The organism is Marinobacter sp. BW6, assembly GCF_008107725.1.
In the GTDB taxonomy this organism is placed as follows: Bacteria; Pseudomonadota; Gammaproteobacteria; order Pseudomonadales; family Oleiphilaceae; genus Marinobacter.
In genome coordinates this window covers 593,831-615,819 of record NZ_VIRN01000064.1, presented here as the reverse complement: position 1 = coordinate 615,819, position 21,989 = coordinate 593,831, and the positions used below count along the sequence as shown (strand labels likewise).

The window sequence follows — 21,989 nt, the reverse complement described above, 5'->3', positions numbered from 1 at the left end:
GACCATGGTTGTACTATAGCGGTCTGGCCCCCACAGGCAAACCAATTCACTATAACAACCTGACCCATGAAACAGCTTAGTCAGATCTATCTACTTTTGCTACTGGTAACAACCCTTAACGGCTGTTCGACCATTGGCTACTATTCACAGGCTGTCAGTGGGCATCTATCCCTGATGATGTCCGGGGAACCGGTGGAGGAAGTCTTCTCCGACAATGCAACACCAGAGGAGCTGCGAAAAAAACTCGCTTTGGCACAACAGGCCCGGGAATTCGCCGGACAACGACTGGCCCTGCCAGTTGGCGAAGCCTTCAGCGACTACGTGCAGCTGGACAGACCCTGGGTGGTGGTGAACCTGGTGGCCGTGCCCGAGTTCTCGTTGGAGCCTCACCGCTGGTGCTACCCGATTCTCGGCTGTCAGGCCTACCGGGGGTACTTCAGCCTGGAGGATGCGCGCGCCGAGGAGGCACAATTCCTCAGTAACGGCTTCGACACGTTCATTGGCGGCGTGACCGCCTATTCCACCCTAGGCTGGTTTGATGACCCGCTGCACAGCGGGTTTACCCAACTGTCGGAGGACCGCATGGTGGCTCTGATGTTCCATGAACTGGCCCACAGAGTAGTCTATATCGCCGATGACACGGCATTTAACGAAAGTTTCGCCACCGCAGTGGAGCTTGAAGGGCTCAGACTATGGCTATCGGAGCAGGGCAAACCCGGACAGTTCCGGGAGGCGCTGAGCCGTCTTGCTCGTCGAAACCAGACCCTTGACCTGGTCGAAGAGTTCAGCGCCCGACTGGAGGCACTGTACGCCGGTCAGGACAGCTTGCCAGAAGAAGATATGCGAGACCTCAAGGCGGCCATCTTCGAAGACCTGGCCCGTACCTATCAAAAACTTTCCGCAGACTGGCCCGAACCGGGCCCGTTCGGCCCTGCCCCGGTCAGCCTGAACAATGCCAACCTGGCGCTGTTCCGTCAGTACAACCAGTATGTTCCGGCGTTCCGCCAGATGCTCCGGAACACAGAATACGATTTCCCGGCTTTTTACCAGGCCGTTGAGACGCTATCAAATGAACCGGAACCCCAGAGATCTGAACATCTGGCCGCCCTGTCAGAGCGGTTTGAAGAACACCTTTGAGTTCCGCTGGGTATTATAGGCAGCCAGCTTCGGCCCGGGCAGGGCCTGCACCGTGGAAGGCTGGAAGCCACGCTCCCGAAACCAGTGCTCGGTCTGGGTGGTCAGCACAAACAGCTTTTGGATGCCCTGCCCCCTGGCCAGCTTCTCGACCATCGCCAGAATCTCATCTCCCCGCCCGGCCCGGCGATAATTCGGATCCACGGCAAAACAGGAAAGCTCGCCGGCACCCTCCTCAGGGTAACTGTAGAGGGCGGCACAGCCCACGATGGTGCCGTCGCGCTCGGCCACAACAAAGCGGTCAATTTCGGTTTCCAGCATCTCCCGGGAACGGCGAACCAGAATGCCCTGTTCTTCCAGTGGTTGGATCAGCCCCAGAATCCCGCCGATGTCCTCGACCCTGGCCTGGCGAAACTGCTCGTAGTGATCGCCACTGACCAGCGTTCCGGCACCATCTCGTGTGAAAAGCTCCTTCAGCAACGCGCCGTCATCCACGTAGCTGATGATGTGCGCCCTTCGTACGCCCTTCACACAGGCATCACAGGCCGCCCTGAGCAGATCGGCATCGTGCCCGGTCACCGCGCCGGAAGCCAGACGCTCGGACGCCTGACGCGCCGACAGCTCCCGGATCAGGGCACCGTCCTCTTCCTGTAACCCGGGATCATCAATAAACACAATCAGCTTTTCGGCTTGCAGTGCCGCCGCCACCTGGCTGCCAACATCCTCGTAGGAGAGGTTGAAGGTATCCCCGGTGGGCGAATAGCCCATCGGCGGCAACAGGACAATGTGACCAAGCTCCAGCAGTTTCTCGATACCGGCCACATCGACCCGGCGCACCTTGCCGGTATGGCCAAAATCAATACCGTCCAGCACACCCACGGGCTTGGCGGCCACATAATTGCCGCCACTCACCCGGATCCGGGCATTGTGCATTGGTGAATTTACCAGCCCCATGGACAGGTGACTCTCCAGATAGGCCCGCAGGCCACCGATGGCCTCCATTACCATGCCAAGCTGGTCTTCAGGCGTAATCCGCAGACCTTTTGCAAACGACGATTTCACACCGGCTGTGTCCAGCCGTGTCTGGATCTGCGGCCGGGCGCCGAAGGCAACGACGAGTCGGACGCCAAGACTGCTCAGCAGCGCAATGTCATGGATGATGTTGATGAAATTCCCATGCTCAATGGCATCCCCCGGAATGGTCAGCACCACCGTACGCCCGCGGTGGGCGTTGATGTAGGGGGATGAATGGCGGAATCCATGCAGCCAGTCGTTTGATTTCAATTCGAATACTCCAAGCTTTTTTCTTTACGCGGCCTGCAATTCAGTCTGACGAACACTGTCGGGAGCCCTCTCCAAAACCGTGGAGCGCCAGGGATGGCGCGACCGAGCCCTACAGGGACGTATTTACGGGCGTGTTTTGGAGAGGGCTCCCGACAGTGTTCAGCCCCCCCTATTTGACCCGGACTCCAACCTAAAGGCAAAACTGTCGGATGAGCCCCTGCAGGACCTTCACGGTTGGTTCCAGTTGAGACAGCTCTATGAACTCATCCGGCTGGTGCGCCTGATCAATCGATCCAGGGCCCATGACCAGGGTTTCCAGGCCAAGCTTCTGGAGCCAGGGCGCTTCCGTGGCGAAAGCAACGGCGTGGGCGGTATGGCCAGTCAGTTTCTCACAGGCTTTGACCAGGGCCGCATCGGCCGGGGTTTCGAACGGTGGCACCCCGTCGAATAGGGGCTCGAATTCCAGGGACAGTTCCCGGCGTTCTGCGATCGGCTGGACCCTGCTAAGGATGCTCTGGCGCAGGGTCTCCATGTTCATGCCTGGCAACGGGCGCAGATCAAAGTGCAGTTCGCACTGGGCGCAGATGCGGTTAGGATTGTCACCGCCGTGGATGCAGCCGAGGTTCAGGGTTGGAAACTGTACCTCGAAGTTCGGGTTCCGGTACTTTTCCTGCCAAACCGACCGTAGCGCCAGCAACTCCGAAAGCGCCTCGTGCATCCCTTCCATGGCATTGCGGCCCAGGGCCGGGTTGGAGGAATGGCCGGACTGGCCCTCGAACTTCAGCCGTTCCATCATGATGCCTTTGTGCATGCGCACCGGCTTCAGGCTGGTGGGCTCGCCGATGACCGCGTAGCGGGCCTTGGGCTTGCCAGCCTCGGCCAGCGCCCGGGCGCCATCCATGGAACTTTCTTCGTCGGCCGTGGCCAATATGATCAACGGCTGCTTAAGCTCCTCGCCAACAAAGGCTCTGGCCGCTTCGATGGCCAGCGGGAAAAAGCCTTTCATGTCGCAGGTGCCCAACCCGTACCAGCGATTGTCCCGCTCGGTTAGCGTAAAGGGGTCGCTCTGCCAGCGTTTGTCATCAAAGGGAACCGTATCGGTATGGCCGGACAACACAAGACCGCCCGGTCCGCTGCCCAGGGTTCCGATCAGGTTGAATTTGCCGGGCATGCCGGGCACTTCCAGAATTTCCACGGAAAATCCGAGGGCTTCCAGCCACTCCGCCAGGGTTCGCACCACCGGCTCGTTGCTGTGATCCCACTTCGCCGACGCGCTGCTGATGGAAGGCAGCGATATCAGGCGGGCAAGCATGTCACGAATGCCCGGCACCGCTGCGGAGTTGCTATCGGACTGCGACATAGTTTCCTCTCAGATTCCCACTGGAATCATTGTGCACGGCCACGACGCCATACTTCAAAGTTGGTAATGGCCCGGATCAACATCGGATAGGCGACTTCGCCACCGGCAACGACACGGGCCACTTCAAGCTCACGTTCGCTGACGCTCACCAGCCGCCCCTCTACAACATTGTCGTTGGACAGCGTTACCCGAACCTGCCGATCAATCCATTGCCCGGCGCTCTCAAGTTCCGCCGGGTACCAGCTCTCGGTTTCTGGATCTTCCCTTGGCACCACCGGCTCAACCGCCACGTCCGGTGTTGCCTGAATGAAAGGCTCTGCCTCGGACAGATAGACGTCTGGCACGCCGGCACCATTGTATCGAACCGGCCAGCTCTGGCGCTCGCCATCGCTCTCACCCCCTATGACGGGCACACCGAACAGTGGCTGATCCGGCTGCACGCTCACAGTGACCTCACCGCCCTCAAGCAGCCACTGCCGGTAAAGCGCTTTCAACTGGTCACTGGCCGCCAGGCCCTGGGCTTCAAGTCCGGTGGCCAGCGCCTGCACCGCGCGCCCGGCCCATTCGCCGGTTTCGATTCCGGCTTCGCGGGCACAGTAGGCGGCAATGCGACGCATCAGGCCGCCATCGCGCAGGGTCACACTCATGGGCTCGGAACCACTGGAAACGGTCAGTTCCGAATCCTGAATCCGGATTCGAGCATCAGGCCAGTTCAGTTCAAGACTGCCAGTGCTGATGGTATTCAGCTCAGCATGGAGATTTCCCGGGGACTGGCGTACGAAGCCCTCGCCATCAAGTGCGGTGATGCCCATCCGGATCAGGTCTCCGCTTCCCAGTTGCTGGCGGGGATCTGGCGCACAGGAAAGGACAAACAGCGCCGGATCACCATCGCTGTTGGCGCCCTCTGCGGTAACCCAATTCCGAAGCATTGTCGGGTCAAGGGTCAGGCCAAGGCCATCAAGTCGCAGGTTCCACTGCGCCGGCAACCTGGCCGGCTCGAACAGGGCGGACAGCAAGCTGACAGGTGAGCCGGTATCAAGCTCTACCCTGGCTATATCCAGAGGCTGGGTAAGCTCAAAATCCTGCCAACTGGCGTCCTTGAGAACCAACCGGCCCTCAACGCCGGAACTGATGCTGCCTCGATGAAGCACACCATAGGGTTCCAGTGCCTGCCTGGCTTCGGCCATGCGCTGGTCTGCCAGCCACCAGACACCCGCCTTGAACGCGGCAAAGCCGACCAGAACCAGTACTACCAGCGTCGCAAGCAGGCGCTTCATCCGGAAACTCCTTGTCGGGTGCCGTCAGTTACGGGAAATCAGGGTGCCGACACCCTCATCGGTGAAGATCTCCAACAGGCACGCGTGAGCGACCCTGCCGTCGATAATATGGGACGTGCGGACGCCATTCTCCACCGCACTCAGTGCACACCGGATCTTGGGTAGCATGCCACCATGGATGGTGCCGTCCTCAATAAGGTCGTTTACCTGCTTCGCAGTCAGTCCGGTGAGCACCTTGTCGTCCTTGCTCTTCAGTCCGGACACGTTGGTCAGCAGAATCAGCTTCTCGGCTTTCATGGCCTCGGCCACCTTGCCCGCCACCAGGTCCGCATTGATATTGTAGGAGGCGCCGTCAGGCCCCACACCTATCGGTGCGATCACGGGGATCAGATTGCTGCGGGTGAGCATGTCAATCACGTCCACATTGACACTGGCGACTTCGCCAACATGACCGATGTCGATGATTTCCGGCCGCTCCAGCTCTGGGGAACGGTTGACCACCTCCAGCTTGCGGGCCCGGATCAGATTGGCATCTTTACCAGTGAGCCCTACCGCCATGCCGCCGTGGGAATTGATCAGGGACACGATTTCCTTGTTTACCTGGCCGCCAAGTACCATTTCCACCACATCCATGGTTTCGGAATCGGTAACCCGCATGCCGTTGACGAACCGGGACTGGATGTTCAGGCGCTCCAGCAGCTCTCCGATCTGGGGGCCACCACCGTGCACAACGATCGGGTTGATGCCCACCAGTTTCATCAGAACCACATCACGGGCGAAACTGCTTTTCAGGTCTTCGTTCTCCATGGCGTTACCGCCATATTTGATGACCACGGTCTTGCCGGTAAATCTTTGAATATAAGGCAGGCCGCGGCTCAGTACCGAAGCCACCTGCATTGCTGTTTCACGATCCAGCGCCATGTTTTTGCCTTGTTGATCCTGTATTGAAACTTGCCTGTGAAACTCAGTGACTGCGAATCAGAAATCCGCCACCAGATCCGGCGCTGCCTTCTGCAGCTGGTCCCGGAACACAGACTTGATACGCTCCAGTGCCTCGTCGGTCTCCGCTTCAAAGCGTAAAACCAGCACTGGGGTGGTGTTTGATGCCCGGCACAGTCCCCAGCCATCGGTGTAGTCCACACGGATGCCATCAATCGTACTGATGTTGCCATCACCGAAGTCGCCGGCCTCGCCGAGGCGCGCAATGATGTCGAACTTGGAGCTTTCGGTCACTTCGACATTCAGCTCTGGGGTGCTGATATCGTCCGGGAAATCCTCAAAGACTTCATCGCTGTGCCGGTCTTCAATGCCAAGAATTTCCAGCAGGCGGGCAGCAGAATAGAGACCATCATCAAACCCGTACCAGCGTTCGCCAAAGAAAATATGACCGCTCATTTCCCCGGCCAGAAGAGCGCCAGTTTCTTTCATTTTCGCCTTCATCAGGGAATGACCGGTTTTCCACATGATCGGTCTGCCGCCGGCTTCTGAAATCACACCGGCCAGCCTGCGACTGCACTTCACGTCGTAGAGAACGTCCGCACCGGGGTTCCGGGACACCACATCCCGGGCGAACAGCATCATCAGGCGATCCGGCCAGATAATCTTTCCGGAATTGGTTACCACGCCCAGTCGGTCGCCATCGCCATCAAAGGCCAGACCGATATCGGCGCCTTCCGAGTCAACCCTGGCAATCAGATCCGCAAGATTCGCCGGTTTTCCGGGATCGGGATGATGATTCGGAAAATCACCATCCACATCGCAGTACAATGGAATCACCTCACAGCCCAGCTCCTCGATAAGCATGGGCGCGAGTTCACCAGCAATGCCATTGCCGGCATCGACCACTACCTTAAGTGGTGCTGCTACCGCAATATCGCCAACAATCCGATCCAGATAGGCGCGACGAACGTCCTCGCTGCTCTGGCTGCCCCGACCGTTGGCAAAATCCCCGGTCTGAATGCGCTGATACAGTTTCTGGATGGCCTCACCCGAGAGGGTTTCCCCGCCGAGCATGATTTTCAGGCCATTGTAATTGGAGGGGTTATGGCTACCGGTCACCATGACGCCGGAGCCGGTCTGGAGTTCATGGGTGGCAAAATAGAGGACTGGCGTGGGCACGGCACCCACATGAATCACATTGCACCCGGTGGCCATTACGCCGCGTGCGAGAGCATCCGCCAGATCCGGGCTGGAGTGGCGACCGTCGTAGCCGATACAGAGGCTGTCGACGCCGCGCTCCAGGGCTTCGGAACCAATGGCCCGACCAATCACCTCCACCCCTTCGGAGGTCAGGGTCTCACCGACAATGCCCCGAATGTCATAAGCCCGAAAAATATCCGCGGAAAGCTCTACCTGAGGCAGGGCCACCTCGTCCACATCCGGCGTATCACCGGAACCAAAGACCGTATCGTCGCCACTGCCAAACCCGAGAACATCTTCGTCACCATCGAGCATGTCGATATCGGGCATGTCCTTGTCCTGAAACAGAGGCTCATCGCCGCCCTTGGCAGCACCAGCGCCAGACTTTCCGGAACCGGCTTGCCTGGGCTTTGCGGTTTCTCCGGCCTTGGCGACCCGTTTATCAACCACCTGGGACAATCGGTAGAGCACCTCACCGGTTGAGGCCACCATATCCCAACGGAAGGTCGGCAGTTTTACCCGCTCTCCGCCGAACACCTTGTGGGCCCACTGGATCAGGGCCGTCACGTCCTGGCGCAAACCCTTCTGGGCACCGCCCACCAGGACCCAGACGATGATGGCAGCGATTAGCGCGGGAACTCCTACCAGAATGGCAATCATCACCGTGTCCACCGGCGCTGCGGATGATTTGGCTGGGGTATAGGTCACGGTCCAGTCAGGGTTGGTTAGCCCTCGGGATTCAGCACTCCCGGAGCCAGTGCCTTTACTGACCACTGTGCGGGATGAACCGGACACGGTCTGCACCAGCGCCAGCTGGCCACCAAGACTGGAATTGACCACTTGCAGCAACGGCTGGATCTGGGTGGAGTCGAAAATGATCAGCAGGCTCCCGATGACCGCATTGCTTGTAGGGTTACGGACCGGGGTCGCCATCTGGACAAACCAGCGGTTATCCCGTGGAAACGCATCGGGGAACAGTCGTTGGCCGGTTTCAGCGCGCCGGGCCAGCTCAAGCCCCGAGAAGCCCAGCAGGCCCTCACTGCTGGAGGCGCGCGGAATGTCACGGTAGGGAAACAGATGAACCGCTTCGATGCCGGGCAGTGAATCCGCCAGTTGCACCTCGGTTGCCGGAATCTCGTTCCGGCTGTTCAGGGCCTGAATGACATGGGGCTGCGTGGCCAGACCATTAACGCTTTTCTGGACCTGATCAAAATATTGGTTCAGTCGAAGCGCAGCCGCATCCGCCTCCAGGACTTTCAATGACTCGAAGCGCTCCTTTGCCGACGGCTGGACCACCAGGAAATGAAGCAAGGCAACGGCAATCACACCCGCCAGAACAACGACCAGCGACTGGTTCACCGCCACGGAATTAAGTCGCTTCAGTTTTGTTCCCGAAGAACTGGTTTTTTCCTTTTTCACCGCTTTCTTCGCCGGCTTTTCATCAACGGACGCGTCGGCATCTTTCTTTTTACCCAGCTTCATAGTCCATCCTGCAGTTGTAATTTTATCGTCCTGGACAAGCAGTTACCCGCAAAGTATAGACGCCGGCGCGCGGTTCTGCGTGGCCGGCCCCAGGTCACCGCGTACCGGTGGAACCAAAGCCACCGTCACCACGGGCACTGGCGTCAAATTCCGAAACCACCTCAAAGTCGGCCTGAACAACGGGGACCAACACCAACTGCGCCAGGCGTTCGCCCACGTCCACGGTAAAGCTGGTGCGACCCCGGTTCCAACAGGACACCATCAACTCGCCCTGATAATCCGAATCGATCAATCCCACCAAATTGCCAAGCACAATGCCGTGCTTGTGGCCGAGCCCGCTTCGCGGCAGGATCATGGCCGCCAGAGACGGGTCGGCAATGTGGATCGACAACCCTGTCCTGATCAGTTGGGTATCGCCCGGCTCGAGAGTCAGCGGCTCGTCCAGGCAGGCCCGAAGGTCGAGGCCTGCAGAGCCTTCAGTGGCATACTCGGGAAAGGGAATCTGGCTGCCAATGCGATCATCCAGAATACGTACCTGAAGATTTTTCCTGCTCATGAGAGGTCCTGTCGATTGTGGTACGGGTACGCTTCGCTGAGTCAGCGGGCGGCCTGACCAAGATGTTCACCTATCATCGCCACAAGCTGTCGGGCAATGTTCGTTTTGCTGTCCGGCCCGATTGATGCCTGGCCACCGGGCCAGAAAACGGTTACCGCATTATTGTCACTGTTGAAGCCCAGACCCGGCGCCGAAACGTCGTTGGCCACTATCATGTTCAGTTTCTTGCGTTGCATTTTGTCAGTGGCGTAGTTCGCCACGTCGGTGGTTTCCGCCGCGAAACCCACGGAAAAGGGCGCGCCTTCACGACCGGCAATGGTTGCCAGCGTATCCGGGTTACGCACCAGCGAGAGCGTCATGGCTTCACTGGATTTCTTGATCTTGTCCCCGGCACAGGTCTCCGGCCGGTAATCCGCCACGGCGGCCGTCGCGATGAACAGGTCGCAGCCTTCATCCACTGCACCCGAGGCTTCCCGCAACATGTCCTCGGCTGTTAACACCTGGCGGACGTCGACACCGGTCGGTGGCGCCAGCGTCACAGGACCACTGACAAGAACTACCCGGGCGCCTGCCCTGCGTGCTGCATCCGCCAGGGCATAACCCATCTTTCCGGAACTGTGATTGCTAATGTAGCGAACCGGGTCAATGGGCTCACGGGTGGGGCCCGCCGTAATCACCACCGTCTTGCCGGAGAGGACTCCGTTGCTGGCGCGATCAACGAGACCGAGTATGTCCTCCGGTTCCAGCATTCTGCCCGGCCCGGTATCGCCACAGGCCTGGGCACCCTGTTCGGGCCCCCACAATTCAATCTGGGGATCCTCTGCCAGGAGCCGGATATTCCTCTGGGTGCGGTCATTGCTCCACATGGCCTGGTTCATCGCGGGCACCACCGCAATGGGCGCTTCGGTTGCGCAACAGACCGTGGCCAGCAAATCGTCGGCCATACCCTGGGCCAGACGGGCGATAAAATCGGCCGACGCCGGCGCAATCACCACCTGATCGGCCCATTTGGCCAACTCGATATGCCCCATGCCAGCTTCCGCCTCAGGGTCCAGCAAGGAGGTCCGAACCGGTTCGCCACTCAGTGCCTGGAAGGTCAGTGGCGCCACGAACGCTTCTGCCCCACGGGTCATGACAACCCGCACCTGATGGCCCGCTTTCTTCAGCTGGCGAACCAGTTCGGCGCTTTTATAGGCGGCAATACCACCGGTCACTCCCAGGAGGATTCGTCTGGCGGCCATAGGGGCTCCGTTTCCGCATAAAATGAAAGGCTTATAAGATAGCATGCTCAGGCCGCAGCGACAGCCTGCCAGGCCCGGCATACGTTTACCGATTGTTACTTTTTAAAGTAACCTTTGTAATCCTGAGATGCCCGTCTCGGCGCAGGAAGCGCCGGGGCCGGAAATAACCAATGCAAGGAAGCCAAGATGTCAGACTCCGCCTGGCCCACGGACGAACGTCCGCGGGAACGCCTGCTCGCCCACGGGCCGCAAACCCTCTCCGACGCCGAACTGCTTGCCATATTTTTACGGACCGGCACTACCGGCATGCCGGTTATGGCACTGGCCCGTCATCTGATTGAGGAGTTTTCCGGGCTCCGGGGACTGCTGACAGCTTCCCGCCGCCAGTTCTGCAACGTCAAAGGTCTGGGAACCGCCAAATATGCCCAGGTTCAGGCGGCCATGGAAATGGCCCGACGGGTCATGGACGAACCGCTTCGCCAGGGGGACCCACTGCGCTCGCCCGAAGATACCCGCCGGTTCCTCACCAGCCGGCTCGGCACCTATCCCCACGAAGTGTTCGCCGGCCTGTTCCTGGACAATCGCCATCGTGTCATCCAATACCGTGAGTTGTTCCGGGGCACCATCGACGGTGCTGCCGTCTATCCAAGGGAAGTGGTGCGACAGGCCCTGGAGGACAATGCAGCCGCAGTGATTTTTGCCCATAACCACCCCTCGGGAGTCGCAGAACCGAGCCAGGCCGACATTTCCCTCACCCGCCGGCTGAAAGAGGCCCTTGGGCTGGTGGATATCAGGGTTCTTGACCATATGGTTGTTGGCCATGGTGAGGTAATATCGCTCGCTGAACGGGGTCTGCTGTAAAGCCCGATCAATAAGAGTCCACGTCAATGCCGGAAAACTGGCCAAATTCCCAACAATTTTTTGCGTTGGGGGGCCAGTTCTGGTATAAAAGCGTCCCTTTCTGGCGGCGTCTGGCGAGCAGCGTTCAGTTTAGAGGCGCGAATGGGGGCCTAACGGCTCCTTAGCAACCAGAGACGCATTAAAAACGAATTCGTATTTTAGAGACCATTGCTCAGGTCGGAGGCAAGTATGTCCAGAGTTTGTCAGGTTACCGGTAAGCGTCCGGTATCCGGTAACAACGTTTCCCACGCGATGAACCACACTCGTCGTCGTTTTCTGCCGAATCTGCAGAACCATCGTTTCTGGGTTGAGTCCGAGAAGCGTTTCGTGAAGCTGCGCGTATCCACCAAGGGCATGCGCATCATCGATAAAAAAGGCATTGACGCTGTGCTGGCCGATCTTCGTGCCCGCGGCGAGAAATTTTAAGGAGCCGCATCATGCGCGAGAAAATCAAGCTGGTTTCATCAGCAGGCACTGGTCACTTCTACACGACCAAAAAGAACAAGCGTAACACCCCGGAAAAAATCGAGATCAAAAAGTACGATCCGGTTGTCCGCAAGCACGTTGCGTACAAGGAAGCCAAGATCAAGTAATTCCTGATCCGGCATCCACAAAAAAGCCCGGCCAATGCGCCGGGCTTTTTTGTGGCTTTTCTCCCGCTCAAAACTTTTCAAGATACCCTTCGGGCAGGGCCACATCCATAGCGATGGGCAGGTGATCAGACATCGGATAGCTCACCACTTCCGAACGTCGGATTTCAAGTGAAGGGCTTACCAGAATATGATCAAGAGCCTTCTCTGGCCGCCAGCTTGGAAAGCTGTGAGCAGTGTCTGGCAACGGCACCAGATCGGTCTCCTTCAGGGGTGTCTGGGTAAGCAGGTGCTCGGCGTGGGCATTCATGTCTCCCATCAGTACCACATGCCGGTAGTCGGCAATCAGCTCTCGAATGAATCCCAGCTGACGCTGCTGGGCCGTCTTGCTAAGGGAAAGATGCATCAACACCAGCACCAGGGGATCGTGCTCGGTTCCATACCTGGCGATGATCGCACCCCGCCCCGGAATCAGACCCGGCAATTTATGCTCGGTAACATCCAGGGGGCGATAACGACTTAAAAGGCCGTTGCTGTGCTGGGCAATCTGCCCGAGGTTCCGGTTCAGCTGCTGGTACCAATAGGGAATGCCCGCTGCTTCGGCCAGATACTGCACCTGATTGATATAGCCGCTGCGTAGGCTGCCACCGTCGCACTCCTGCAACGCCACCACGTCGTACCCGCGCAGCAGGGACGCAATCCGGTCGAGATTCTCGATGCGATTGCGGTGAGGCAGTATGTGTTGCCAGCTTCGAGTGAGGTAATGGCGGTAGGACGAGGTATTGATACCCACCTGGATGTTGAAGGTCAGCAGACGAATATGTCGCTGTGGCTCAAACTCGGGAACATGCTCGGTCCCTGAGCTGGCACCCCTGGGCCCACCGGCCGGCTTCAGGATGCCATTCAACTGTCTTCGGATATGCTTGTACATATGGCGGTCTCAACCGGCCGGCTGCTTGTTGGACTCGACTCTGGCGTCTGGGCGCGGTTTTACTCCGCTTCGCCCCGCTCTTTGGCAACAAGGTAGTCCACCACGTCCAGAACGGCCTCATGGCTGCCGGCCATAGATGCACTGACTGTGTACTTGCCATTAACCAGCATAGTCGGAGTTCCGGTGATCCGCGCGCCGCGGATTTTCGACTGGGCTTTCTGCATGCGAGCGTTCACACCAAAGCTTTTGTAGTTGCTGACAAATTCATCCGGATCGACGCCATAATCCGCCACAAAATCAGCAAGTGCTTCCGGCGTATTCAGAGGCCGGCGCTCACCAGCAAGCGCATCGAACAGGGCATCGTGCACCTTGTCCAGCTCGCCCATGGCCTCAAGCGCATAAAAGGCGTAGGCGTGGGGTTCCCAGTTTCTTCCCAGTGCAGCAGGAATCTTTACGTAATTGACGTAGTCAGGGGCATTGGCCGCCCACTCCTCAACCAGGGGCTTGAAGTTGTAACAATGGGGGCAGCCATACCAGAAGACTTCCGCTACCTCGATCCCCGAGTCGCTGTCGGTTCTTACCGGGTTATCCAACCGGTTGTAATGGGTTCCTTCTTTCCACTCTGCGGCATGGGCAAGGCCAGAGACAGACAGCGCCAAAAGGAGCAGGAAGGCCGTTCTGAAGGATCGAAACATGAAGAATCTCCGGTTATCTGTATGTCGTTTTGGGAGGATTATGACCCAGCGTACCTGAAAAGTTCCACAGGTCGGCAGTTACAGAAACGAAAGGCAACAAAAAACCCCGCATCAGGCGGGGTTTTCGGTACAGACCGGCGGTTTCAGTTCAGGCCGGAAATGTAGCTGGAGACCGCTTCGATCTCGGCATCGGTCAGCTTTGACGCTACATCCATCATGATCGATGCGTTGGCGCCAGAATCCCGAGTACCATCGCGGTAGGCATTCAACTGCTTGATCAAGTACTCTGCGTTCTGACCGCCGAGCGCCGGGTAACCGGCCGGCTCGTTGCCGACACCTTGCGGATTATGACAGCCGGCACAGGCTGGGACACCAGTCGCCATGTTGCCGCCACGGTACAATGCCGCACCCTGATCAACGAGATCCGGATCGGCCTGGCCAACAACCATTTCCTGGGCACTGAAGTAAGCTGCCAGGTCCTGCAGATCCTGATCGTTCATGTTGTCGAGAATGCCGGTCATTTCCGCGATATTCCGCTCTTTATCCTTGATCAAAACCAGCTGGCGATACAAATATTTTTCGCCCAGACCGGACAGCTTGGGATAAGCCCCCATAATGGGCTTGGCACCATTCTGGCCGTGACAACCGGCACATACCGCTGCGTTCTGTTCGCCTGCTTGAGGATCTCCCGCCCCGTGCGCCATCGCTGTGAGGCCAACGCCGAGAACTACTCCTGCGATCAGTTTTTTCATGCTCGCTCCGCTTCTCTCATCTTTTAAGGGTATTCTTCGTTGTGCAGCCGGCAGGCGCTGACCAGTCAGGCTCAAAACCGGGGCTGACAGCGGTCGCGCGCAGCGCGCCGCCCGGAATTGGTGTAGCATTATACATTAATCCCTGATAACTGAAATCCAAAGGAAAGCCAACCGCTGTGGACCCTGATCTGACTCAAAAAAGCCTCTCTTTTAACAGCGCCCGATTTCTCATCAGCGCTTCCCGTCTGGATGAGTGCCCGCCCGATTTCGGTGCCGAAGTCGCCTTTGCCGGCCGCTCCAACGCCGGGAAATCCAGCGCACTCAATGCGATCACCGCCAACGGCAAGCTGGCCCGGACCAGCAAGACACCCGGACGCACACGACTGATCAACTTTTTCTCTCTCAATCGCGAGCATTGTCGTCTGGTCGATCTGCCCGGATACGGCTACGCCAAAGTGTCCAGGGACATGAAAGACGACTGGCAACAACACCTGGGCCACTATTTGAACGACCGACGCTGCCTGCGCGGCCTGGTTTTGGTGATGGATATCCGCCATCCGCTGACCGATTTCGACCAAATGATGGTGGAATGGTGCGAACATAACAACCTGCCGCTGATGATTCTGGCCACCAAGGCAGACAAATTAAAGTTCGGCCAAGCCAAAACCGCCATGCTGGGCATTGCCAAGAACCTCAAGGCTTACTCCTGCGTGGAACACCTGATCATGTTTTCTGCAACATCAAAACGGGGCGTGGACGAATGCCGGGAGGCGTTGATCGAGTGGCTGGAGGGCGATGTCGGAGAACCAGAGACCACACTCTGAAGGCATAAAAAAACCGGCCTGCCAGATAGCAGACCGGTGAAACGTCAGGGTTTGCGACGTGCTAAAACCTGAGATCGCACTCAGGAGACGCAAGGAATGTCCGAATTCCCAACGTCACTCCCTATGACTGCGATATTCGATAAAAGTTCCAAAATAGATCGATTTTTAACCAGGTCTTCGGGTTTCACGTACACGAGTCTTCACCGGACTCCCCTTTTTCATGAAGCGCCGGGCGATATTTCTCTCTCAGCGCCATTACACGCTCGCGATAATCCGGAGTCAGATAGGGAATTTCCAGGGTGAGCACCTGATAGATGCCCTGTTTCAGCTCCGTGAGCGTTAGGCAGGCAGATTCCTCGGCCGCATGGGCCGTTTTCAGGAACGCCATCCAGTTGGTAATCACCAGCCACACGTTCAGCGACATGGCAGATCGAAGATCTTCTTCCTGGGGTTCAATAATACCCGCTTCCGCCAGCTTCTCGAAGATTCGACTGATGGATGCCAGACAGCGGTTGGTGAAATCTCGATAGTCCTGCCGCAGCCTCTGATCACTGTCCAGAAGGTACTCCAGGTCCCGGTGGAAGAACCGGTAACTCCAGAGACCGTCGAAGACCGACTCCAGATAAAAGGTCATGTCGTCCAGGGTCATGGCCCGCTCTTCCGGAATATCAAGGTAGAAATCCACCAGTTTTTCGTATTCCAGGAAGATCTCGTAAATGATGTCCGACTTGTTGCGGAAGTGGTAATAGAGGTTGCCCGGCGAGATGGCCAGGTGCGCGGCGATGTGATTGGTTGTGACGTTGCGCTCGCCCCGTTCGTTGAAAAGCTCCAGGCTGGAGAGCAGTATTTTATCTCTTGTCTTCATAGACCCGTCGGCGTTTGTTGTTGTACAGCTCACAGATGGCCTGATTCGCCACCCGCCTCCGCTTGACTCACTAGAGTATATACTCTAATAATACCCTCAGACGCAAATTGAACACTTTTTCGCCAGTCGTTCAATACCTGAAATAACAGGCCGCCGACGCAATCTGATCGGGACCAAAGAGGAGGAAACATCATGGGAGCCACTGTCGTCCAGCTCACCGAGAGCAAGAAACAGATCCAGCACACTCATCGTGTGTTTGAGGATCAGAAAAAGGCGTTCCGTAACAATCCCATGCCTTCTCTGGCCGAGCGGCAGGAGAACCTGAAACGTCTCAAACGGGTACTGCTGGGCAACCAGGACCGACTTCTGGATGCCATCGACCGGGATTTCAGTTGCCGTTCGAAAGATGAATCCCTGATTGCCGAAGTCATGCCATCAATCCAGGGCATCAACTACACACTGAAAAACCTGAGCGGCTGGATGAAACCGTCCAAACGACACGTATCCGTGCTATTCCAGCCCGCCAGCAACAAGGTCCACTATCAACCCAAAGGTGTCGTGGGTGTGATCGTGCCCTGGAACTACCCCCTGTATCTGGCGGTGGGCCCGTTGGTCGCATCCCTGGCTGCCGGCAACCGCACCATGATCAAAATGTCGGAATACACACCCCACACCTCGGCCCTGTTCAAGGAACTGATCGAAGCCAGCTTCCCGGAAGATCTGGTCTCAGTGATTAATGGCGAGGCCGACGTGGCGGCGGACTTCTCGTCGCGGCCGTTTGATCACCTGCTGTTTACCGGCTCCACATCGGTGGGCAAGCTGGTCATGAAGGCGGCAGCGGAGAACTTGACACCGGTCACCCTGGAACTGGGCGGCAAGTCCCCGGCCGTGGTCTCTCCGGATGTGCCCATGGAAGACGCCGCCCAGCGGATTGCCTTCGGCAAGGCGTTCAACGCTGGCCAGACCTGTGTGGCGCCGGACTACGTGCTGTGCCCCGCCGACCGGGTACAGTCGTTTGTCGACGAATTCCGCGCCCGCTTTTCCGAGATGTATCCGAGCCTGCGGGACAACGACGATTTCACCGCCATCATCAATGAGCGGCAATACGATCGTCTGCAGGGTTACCTTGAAGACGCCCGGGACAAAGGTGCCGAGCTGGTGGAGATCAATCCGGCCCGGGAAAACCTGAAGGATGGCACCCGCAAGATACCTGTGACTCTGGTTCTGAAAACCACGCCGGACATGAAGCTGATGCAGGATGAGATCTTTGGTCCGATTCTGCCGATCGTCAGTTACGGCAGCATGGACGAGGCCATCCATTACATCAATGATCGTCCGCGGCCGTTGGCGCTGTACTTCTTCGGGTACGACAAGACCCAGCAGCAGCATGTGGTGGATAACACCCACTCTGGTGGCATGTGTATCAACGATTCGCTGATGCACGTTGCCCAGGATGATCTGCCATTTGGTGGTATCGGCGATTCCGGCATGGGTCACTACCATGGCCGCGAAGGGTTCCTGACCTTCTCCCATCACCGGGCCATTTTCACCAAGCAGAAATTCAACAGCGGCAAGTTTGTCTATGCGCCCCATGGCACGACTGCGCACAAGATGGTTTATAAGTTTTTTATCCGCTAATTAGCCCTTTGCCTTCGCCCCTCTGGGCTGGCAGAGGCAGGTTTTGTAAAGGCACCGAACTAAAATAATAAGAGACGGATCCATGAACGATCATCCACCCCCTTCCAATTCTCGCGATTTCACAAATCTCGACCGCCGCAGCTTCCTGAAAACCGGACTGGGCGGTGCGCTTTTTCTGGGAACCGTCAGTGTTACTGCCGGGCTGAGCGGATGCGCCACGCAGCCGGCGGGCCGGCTCAGTGCGGTCGGCACCCGGATGGATGCCAGCTACCAGTTCCGGTTCTTGACCGCGGACGACATTGCGCTGTTCGAAGCCCTGCTGCCCGCCATGATCGGCCCGGGTTTGCCAGAGCAGCCTCAGGCCAGAAATACAGCAATTGCCGGGACGATTGAGCGTATTGACGCCGGTATCCACAAGTTTGGACCGGCCAACCAGAAGGAACTGCGGCGGCTCTTTGATCTTCTGAACTTCGGGCTGACCCGGGTGACCGTGGCCCGGGTCTGGTCCAGCTGGCCGAATGTAACCACGGCGGAAGCGGACGCTTTTCTGGAGCGCTGGCGCACCAGCCGCATCGGGCTTTTCAACAATGGCTACATTGCGCTGACCAAGATCAGCAACGTGGCATTTTATGGCTATCGGGATTTCTGGCACCTGTCCGGCTATCCCGGACCACCGCAGTACGCGGTCGACGCATTGCCACAATTCCAAAACGCCTGATTGCCAGCTGATCTGACGGAGCACAAACATGTCATTGACCGATCGTATTGCCCGGGGCCTGGAATCAGGCTGGAACGTCACCGATAGCGCCCTCCTGACGCAAAATCTGACCACGGAAGCGGACGTTATCGTAATCGGAACCGGTGCCGGTGGCGGCACCACCGCCGAGATCCTGGCCCGCAGTGGGCTGTCCGTGATCCTCGTTGAGGAGGGCCGACTCTACTACCAGAAAGACTTCAAGATGGACGAGCAGACCTCTTATGCCAACCTCTATCAGGAAGGCATGAGCCGGGTAACCCGGGACGGGGCGATCGCCATTCTGCAGGGCCGCTGCGTAGGCGGGTCCACCACCGTGAACTGGACCAGCAGCTTCCGGACCCCGGCGCCCACCCTCAATTACTGGGCCGAGCAGTTTGGCCTGGACGAACTCCGGCCGGACGCCATGGCGCCCTGGTTCGATGGCCGGGAAGAACGCCATTCCATGGCGCCGTGGCAAGTCGACCCCAACGTCAACAATGACATCTTGCGCCAGGGCTGCGAGAAACTGGGGTACAGCTGGCAGATCATTCCGCGCAATGTGAAAGGCTGCTGGAACCTGGGCTATTGCGGCGTCGGCTGCCCGACCAACGCAAAACAGGGCGCCCTGATGACCACCATTCCGGGGGCGCTCGATAACAACGCCCGGCTATTCCACAGCCTGCGCGCCGACCGCCTGGTCATGAACCAGGACCAGATCGACCATCTGGAAGCCTCTGCGTTTGCCGATGATGGCGTCACCCCAACCGGCATCAAGGTCAATCTCAAAGCCAGACACTTCGTGGTCGCCGCCAGCGCCATTGGCAGTCCCGGCCTGCTGCTTCGCTCCGAGATTCCGGACCCGAACCAGCGGATCGGCAAGCGCTCGTTCATCCACCCGGTCAATGCCACCGTCGCCCAGATGCCGCAACGGGTCGACCCATACTACGGCGCGCCACAATCCATCTACTCGGACGAATTCAACTTCCGCAACGGCGTTGACGGTCCGGCTGGCTACAAACTTGAGGTGCCACCGCTGCACCCAGGCATGTCCAGCGGCGTCATCCCCGGCCATGGCGAAAACCAGATCAACAACATGGCCGGCCTGCCCCACATGCAATCTGTTATCGCCCTGCTCCGGGACGGCTTCCACCCCGAAAGCCCCGGCGGCACGGTCTCCCTCCGCGACGACGGCAGCCCGGTACTGGACTACCCGGTCAGCGACTACCTCTGGAAGGGCATCCGCGAAGCCTTCCACACGATGGCCGAAATACAGTTCGCCGCCGGCGCCGAAAAAGTCCGCCTGATGCATCTGGATTCCGACTGGTACACCAACTGGGCCGACGCCAAAGCCGCCATCAACCAGCTCCCCATGGCACCCCACCGGGTCCGCCTGTTCACCGCCCACCAGATGGGCGGCTGCGCCATGGGCAGCAATCCGCAAAACTCGGTCGTCAACGGCTTTGGTGAACATCACCACGTTGGCAACCTCAGCGTCCACGATGCATCGATCTTCCCGACCAGCATCGGGGCAAACCCGCAGCTGTCGGTGTATGCGCTGGCGGCAAGAAACAGCACGAGGCTTGCACAAAGACTGTCTTGATCAACCGGCTAACGCTGCCCGTCGGGGAGACTGGCACTGGCACACCCGCACAGCAAACATGCATTTACCAATGCCCCGGCTGCCAACTACAGGTGGCCAAAAAATGCTGCTATCCTTGGCGCTTGTAAAGAAAGGAGCTGTGCATGTCCAAAGTCATCTACCCGGGCACCTTCGACCCCATCACCAACGGCCACACCGACCTGATCGAACGGGCCGGCCGAATGTTTGATGAAATCGTCGTCGCCATCGCCTACAACCCCAAGAAACAGCCACTTCTCGATCTGGAAGAACGCTGCGAACTGGTCCGCCAGGCGACCGCGCACCTCCCCAATGTCACCGTCACCGGCTTCAGCAACCTGCTCGCCGATTTTGTCCGTGAACAGGGCGCCACCGTGATCCTTCGCGGCCTCCGGGCGGTGTCGGATTTCGAGTACGAATTCCAGTTGGCCGACATGAACCGCCGGCTCGCGCCGGAAGTCGAGAGCGTGTTCCTGACACCGGCCAACCACTTGTCCTACATCTCCTCCACGCTGATCCGGGAAATTGCATCCCTGGGCGGCGACGTCTCGGAATTTGTCGATCCGGCGGTAGAAGCTGCCTTGAAAAAGAAGTTCAGCTGAACCTGAAGCCAAAAAAGCCCCGACCAGCGGGGCTCTTCATGGAGCTGAACCAGAGGGTTCAAAGCAACGGCGGCAACGGAATCTCCACCCCGTTCACGTCCAGCACAAGATCGTTCATACTGGCGTCAAGCACCAGCCGGTCGCCTTCCTCTACCAGCAGCCCCTGTTTGATCAGCGGCGCCAGCTGCAACCGGAATTCCGGGTATTCCTCCGCGAGCGCAAGTGGCAGACTAAGATCCATTTCTCCGGTCAACTTCTGCATCACCATCAGCATTTCGTCTTTCTGATCCGCTGTCAGCTCCGGATGGGCTATGCGGGCGCTGCCCTCCACCACGCCTTCCGGGGTGGTTACGGTCAGTTCCGGGAAACCCACCGAGAAGCCGGCAGCGGCGAGGTCACGTACGGCCGTATTTACCTGCTGCATGGCAGTCATCTGTTGTTCAAACTGCTGTGAACCACCGGAGCCCTGGCTAATGGCCAGTGCCTGCATGGATGACAGGCTCTCGGTCAGGCCGCTCCAGGCGGCTACATCCAGCCCCGACAATGCGAACACCAGCCGCTGGGGTCCATACCGCTCATCAGCCGCAGAAACGCTGGCAACCTCGAAAGTCATTCGTGAATCCAGGCGTTCGCCGTCATTGACCGGCTCGCTGCTGCTGCGAACCGAAATCTCCTCAAGCCTGAACGGCGCTTCCGCAGCCGGGGTCACTTCAAGCGATTCCACGACAATCTCGCCAGAACCGGTCCAGACCTCACCGGTCAGATGGCTCATGGTCTGCTCCAGGCGGAAGTCGCTGACCCGAATATCGAGGTCCGGGCCAGATAGGGTTACCGCTGGCCAGACCATCAAGGCATCGGCCTGAGAACCGGCGTCGCTGATCTCAATTCGTGCCAAACCGCCACTCGAGGCCAGGGTCTCCCCGGAATCCGGGTCCGTTAAGGTCATCTGGGGCGCGTCGAGCTCAAGCACTGCGGTACCCCAGAGACGGGTTTCCAGGGTCAGCCTCGGCTCCTCACCGGAGAACCAGTCCGTATCGCCGGCGGACCAGCCATCCTCAGGCTGGAAATCCATCAGACTGCCGGTCACGCCATGAGTCACATTGGCGCGATAGGCAAGCCTTTGGGATTCGCCGGTTTCCGGATTGATCAGGTTCACCGAACCGCTGAACCGGGCACCTAGAATACCCCTCTCATAGTTATCCGTTTCCATGCGTAGGAAAGGCTGCGCACTGTTTACCTCCGCTGTTGCCTGCTGCCACTGCTGTTCAGTAACGTATCCCACGGCCCAGGGCAGGCCGCCAGCTACAGCCAGCACACCGGCGCCAGCAATCATCCATTTTGCGTTCAAACGCGTTCTCCAGTTCG

At 58.4% G+C, this 21,989-nt stretch carries 21 protein-coding genes; 9 read left to right on the top strand and 12 right to left on the bottom strand.

Features of this window, described 5'->3' with window-relative positions; all coding sequences use genetic code 11:
* Positions 1–66: 66 nt before the first annotated feature.
* Positions 67–1,137: an aminopeptidase gene (locus tag FMN52_RS11350; RefSeq protein ID WP_148608722.1), complete on the top strand. Its 1,071-nt coding sequence runs from the start codon at positions 67–69 to the stop codon at positions 1,135–1,137.
* Here FMN52_RS11350 and argA read toward each other — a convergent pair.
* The 7 genes from argA to coaBC all read right to left on the bottom strand — a co-directional run bounded on the left by argA (position 1,111) and on the right by coaBC (position 10,473).
* The gene (gene argA, locus FMN52_RS11345; protein ID WP_148608721.1) at positions 1,111–2,418 is read right to left on the bottom strand and encodes an amino-acid N-acetyltransferase; all 1,308 of its coding nucleotides are present in this window, start codon (positions 2,416–2,418) and stop codon (positions 1,111–1,113) included. The two genes, FMN52_RS11350 and argA, sit on opposite strands and share 27 nt — an antisense overlap.
* A 190-nt stretch (positions 2,419–2,608) precedes the next feature.
* A complete protein-coding gene (gene argE / locus FMN52_RS11340; protein ID WP_148608720.1) occupies positions 2,609–3,778 on the bottom strand; it encodes an acetylornithine deacetylase in 1,170 nt (389 codons plus the stop codon).
* A gap of 26 nt (positions 3,779–3,804) precedes the next feature.
* A complete protein-coding gene (locus tag FMN52_RS11335) occupies positions 3,805–5,055 on the bottom strand; it encodes an acetylornithine deacetylase (protein WP_148608719.1) in 1,251 nt (416 codons plus the stop codon).
* 24 nt (positions 5,056–5,079) lie between these two features.
* Positions 5,080–5,976 (bottom strand): acetylglutamate kinase, encoded by an 897-nt coding sequence (gene argB, locus FMN52_RS11330; protein ID WP_064229789.1) that lies wholly within the window; start codon positions 5,974–5,976, stop codon positions 5,080–5,082.
* Positions 5,977–6,033: 57 nt separating this feature from the next.
* Positions 6,034–8,676, bottom strand: coding sequence for a phosphomannomutase/phosphoglucomutase (locus tag FMN52_RS20105; RefSeq protein ID WP_148608718.1), 2,643 nt, complete (start codon positions 8,674–8,676; stop codon positions 6,034–6,036).
* 94 nt (positions 8,677–8,770) lie between these two features.
* The gene (dut, locus tag FMN52_RS11320; RefSeq protein ID WP_014578508.1) at positions 8,771–9,232 is read right to left on the bottom strand and encodes a dUTP diphosphatase; all 462 of its coding nucleotides are present in this window, start codon (positions 9,230–9,232) and stop codon (positions 8,771–8,773) included.
* Positions 9,233–9,273: 41 nt separating this feature from the next.
* A complete protein-coding gene (gene coaBC, locus FMN52_RS11315) occupies positions 9,274–10,473 on the bottom strand; it encodes a bifunctional phosphopantothenoylcysteine decarboxylase/phosphopantothenate--cysteine ligase CoaBC (RefSeq protein WP_148608717.1) in 1,200 nt (399 codons plus the stop codon).
* Between the two features lie 186 nt (positions 10,474–10,659).
* On the opposite strand from coaBC, the gene radC reads away from it, so the two are divergent.
* From radC to rpmG, 3 genes are all read left to right on the top strand, one after another.
* On the top strand, positions 10,660–11,334 hold the full coding sequence (radC, locus tag FMN52_RS11310) for a DNA repair protein RadC (RefSeq protein ID WP_148608716.1): 675 nt from the start codon (positions 10,660–10,662) through the stop codon (positions 11,332–11,334).
* Positions 11,335–11,562: 228 nt separating this feature from the next.
* Positions 11,563–11,799 carry a 50S ribosomal protein L28 gene (gene rpmB / locus FMN52_RS11305; RefSeq protein ID WP_008173462.1) on the top strand — a complete coding sequence of 79 codons (237 nt, stop codon included), beginning with the start codon at positions 11,563–11,565 and terminating at the stop codon, positions 11,797–11,799.
* An 11-nt stretch (positions 11,800–11,810) separates the two neighbouring features.
* Positions 11,811–11,966 carry a 50S ribosomal protein L33 gene (gene rpmG / locus FMN52_RS11300; protein WP_008173465.1) on the top strand — a complete coding sequence of 52 codons (156 nt, stop codon included), beginning with the start codon at positions 11,811–11,813 and terminating at the stop codon, positions 11,964–11,966.
* 67 nt (positions 11,967–12,033) lie between these two features.
* On the opposite strand, the gene FMN52_RS11295 is transcribed toward rpmG, so the two are convergent.
* The 3 genes from FMN52_RS11295 to FMN52_RS11285 form a co-directional block, all read right to left on the bottom strand.
* On the bottom strand, positions 12,034–12,894 hold the full coding sequence (locus FMN52_RS11295; protein ID WP_148608715.1) for an endonuclease/exonuclease/phosphatase family protein: 861 nt from the start codon (positions 12,892–12,894) through the stop codon (positions 12,034–12,036).
* Positions 12,895–12,953: 59 nt separating this feature from the next.
* Complete coding sequence (locus FMN52_RS11290; RefSeq protein ID WP_148608714.1) at positions 12,954–13,589, bottom strand: thiol:disulfide interchange protein DsbA/DsbL; 636 nt, start codon at positions 13,587–13,589, stop codon at positions 12,954–12,956.
* Between the two features lie 143 nt (positions 13,590–13,732).
* Complete coding sequence (locus tag FMN52_RS11285; RefSeq protein ID WP_148608713.1) at positions 13,733–14,341, bottom strand: c-type cytochrome; 609 nt, start codon at positions 14,339–14,341, stop codon at positions 13,733–13,735.
* Positions 14,342–14,517: 176 nt separating this feature from the next.
* On the opposite strand from FMN52_RS11285, the gene yihA reads away from it, so the two are divergent.
* Positions 14,518–15,165: a ribosome biogenesis GTP-binding protein YihA/YsxC gene (gene yihA / locus FMN52_RS11280; protein ID WP_148608712.1), complete on the top strand. Its 648-nt coding sequence runs from the start codon at positions 14,518–14,520 to the stop codon at positions 15,163–15,165.
* A gap of 184 nt (positions 15,166–15,349) precedes the next feature.
* On the opposite strand, the gene FMN52_RS11275 is transcribed toward yihA, so the two are convergent.
* A complete protein-coding gene (locus FMN52_RS11275; protein WP_148608711.1) occupies positions 15,350–16,030 on the bottom strand; it encodes a TetR/AcrR family transcriptional regulator in 681 nt (226 codons plus the stop codon).
* A gap of 192 nt (positions 16,031–16,222) precedes the next feature.
* Between FMN52_RS11275 and FMN52_RS11270 the strand changes: the two genes are divergently transcribed.
* The 4 genes from FMN52_RS11270 to coaD all read left to right on the top strand — a co-directional run bounded on the left by FMN52_RS11270 (position 16,223) and on the right by coaD (position 20,624).
* Entirely contained in the window at positions 16,223–17,668 is a 1,446-nt protein-coding gene (locus FMN52_RS11270; protein ID WP_148608710.1) for a coniferyl aldehyde dehydrogenase, read from the top strand.
* A gap of 82 nt (positions 17,669–17,750) precedes the next feature.
* On the top strand, positions 17,751–18,386 hold the full coding sequence (locus FMN52_RS11265; RefSeq protein WP_148608709.1) for a hypothetical protein: 636 nt from the start codon (positions 17,751–17,753) through the stop codon (positions 18,384–18,386).
* A 28-nt stretch (positions 18,387–18,414) separates the two neighbouring features.
* Positions 18,415–20,004 (top strand): GMC family oxidoreductase, encoded by a 1,590-nt coding sequence (locus FMN52_RS11260; protein ID WP_148608708.1) that lies wholly within the window; start codon positions 18,415–18,417, stop codon positions 20,002–20,004.
* A gap of 143 nt (positions 20,005–20,147) precedes the next feature.
* Positions 20,148–20,624, top strand: a complete 477-nt coding sequence (gene coaD, locus FMN52_RS11255) for a pantetheine-phosphate adenylyltransferase (RefSeq protein ID WP_062786015.1) — start codon at positions 20,148–20,150, stop codon at positions 20,622–20,624.
* A gap of 58 nt (positions 20,625–20,682) precedes the next feature.
* Here coaD and FMN52_RS11250 read toward each other — a convergent pair whose 3' ends face one another.
* A complete protein-coding gene (locus FMN52_RS11250) occupies positions 20,683–21,972 on the bottom strand; it encodes a DUF945 family protein (RefSeq protein WP_148608707.1) in 1,290 nt (429 codons plus the stop codon).
* Positions 21,973–21,989 lie beyond the last annotated feature (17 nt).

Excerpts from the sequence above, each read along its gene's own strand:
- FMN52_RS11350 (WP_148608722.1), top strand. The coding sequence starts at position 67 with ATGAAACAGCTTAGTCAGATCTATCTACTTTTGCTACTGGTAACAACC.
- argE (WP_148608720.1), bottom strand. The coding sequence starts at position 3,778 with ATGTCGCAGTCCGATAGCAACTCCGCAGCGGTGCCGGGCATTCGTGAC.
- FMN52_RS11335 (WP_148608719.1), bottom strand. The coding sequence starts at position 5,055 with ATGAAGCGCCTGCTTGCGACGCTGGTAGTACTGGTTCTGGTCGGCTTT.
- argB (WP_064229789.1), bottom strand. The coding sequence starts at position 5,976 with ATGGCGCTGGATCGTGAAACAGCAATGCAGGTGGCTTCGGTACTGAGC.
- FMN52_RS20105 (WP_148608718.1), bottom strand. The coding sequence starts at position 8,676 with ATGAAGCTGGGTAAAAAGAAAGATGCCGACGCGTCCGTTGATGAAAAG.
- dut (WP_014578508.1), bottom strand. The coding sequence starts at position 9,232 with ATGAGCAGGAAAAATCTTCAGGTACGTATTCTGGATGATCGCATTGGC.
- coaBC (WP_148608717.1), bottom strand. The coding sequence starts at position 10,473 with ATGGCCGCCAGACGAATCCTCCTGGGAGTGACCGGTGGTATTGCCGCC.
- radC (WP_148608716.1), top strand. The coding sequence starts at position 10,660 with ATGTCAGACTCCGCCTGGCCCACGGACGAACGTCCGCGGGAACGCCTG.
- rpmB (WP_008173462.1), top strand. The coding sequence starts at position 11,563 with ATGTCCAGAGTTTGTCAGGTTACCGGTAAGCGTCCGGTATCCGGTAAC.
- rpmG (WP_008173465.1), top strand. The coding sequence starts at position 11,811 with ATGCGCGAGAAAATCAAGCTGGTTTCATCAGCAGGCACTGGTCACTTC.
- FMN52_RS11295 (WP_148608715.1), bottom strand. The coding sequence starts at position 12,894 with ATGTACAAGCATATCCGAAGACAGTTGAATGGCATCCTGAAGCCGGCC.
- FMN52_RS11290 (WP_148608714.1), bottom strand. The coding sequence starts at position 13,589 with ATGTTTCGATCCTTCAGAACGGCCTTCCTGCTCCTTTTGGCGCTGTCT.
- FMN52_RS11285 (WP_148608713.1), bottom strand. The coding sequence starts at position 14,341 with ATGAAAAAACTGATCGCAGGAGTAGTTCTCGGCGTTGGCCTCACAGCG.
- FMN52_RS11275 (WP_148608711.1), bottom strand. The coding sequence starts at position 16,030 with ATGAAGACAAGAGATAAAATACTGCTCTCCAGCCTGGAGCTTTTCAAC.
- FMN52_RS11270 (WP_148608710.1), top strand. The coding sequence starts at position 16,223 with ATGGGAGCCACTGTCGTCCAGCTCACCGAGAGCAAGAAACAGATCCAG.
- FMN52_RS11265 (WP_148608709.1), top strand. The coding sequence starts at position 17,751 with ATGAACGATCATCCACCCCCTTCCAATTCTCGCGATTTCACAAATCTC.
- FMN52_RS11260 (WP_148608708.1), top strand. The coding sequence starts at position 18,415 with ATGTCATTGACCGATCGTATTGCCCGGGGCCTGGAATCAGGCTGGAAC.
- coaD (WP_062786015.1), top strand. The coding sequence starts at position 20,148 with ATGTCCAAAGTCATCTACCCGGGCACCTTCGACCCCATCACCAACGGC.